The organism is Candidatus Symbiopectobacterium sp. NZEC135 (assembly GCF_025962695.1).
Window position 1 is genome coordinate 1 of sequence record NZ_JAGFPF010001452.1, and the last position, 539, is coordinate 539.

A 539-nucleotide genomic window follows, 5' to 3' on the forward strand; every position below is an offset into this window, starting at 1 on the left:
AATAAGGGGGAATAGCGCTTGCATGATAACAATTCTCATTAACGTGGTATGCCAGTTTACGTCAGGCGGGTTCGTTCTATATAGTGAAAACAAGACATCCTTAACGGCAAGACAGACAACATGACCCGGCAACGATCTTATTACCGTCCTGAAGGCATACCGCCGCACGGGGTGTTTTTGCGTACCGAGGCGGTCAGCGCGGATACGGAATACCTGCCTCATCGTCATGAGTGGGGACAATTGCTGTATGTGGTTTCAGGCGTTGTGGTGCTGCGTCTCGCACAGGAGCGGTTTTGGGCACCGACCCATTTTGCTATCTGGTTGCCGCAGGGGGTCGAGCACGCCTGCTATAACCAACGTCAGGCCACGATCCGCACCATCAATTTCGATGCGCGCTGGTATGCAGAACTTCCCGAAACGCCATGCCTGCTCGAGGTTGGCCCGCTGTTTAAGGCGATTCAGGACGATTTGTTCGCGCGCGACGTGCTGATCCCACACGATAAGCCCGACCTGCGCTTGTGCCACGTACTGTGCGATCA

At 54.5% G+C, this 539-nt stretch carries 1 protein-coding gene; it reads left to right on the top strand.

The window, feature by feature from the left end:
- Positions 1-120: 120 nt before the first annotated feature.
- On the top strand, positions 121-539 hold a 419-nt coding region (locus J5224_RS34785), incomplete at its 3' end, for an AraC family ligand binding domain-containing protein (RefSeq protein ID WP_264629363.1).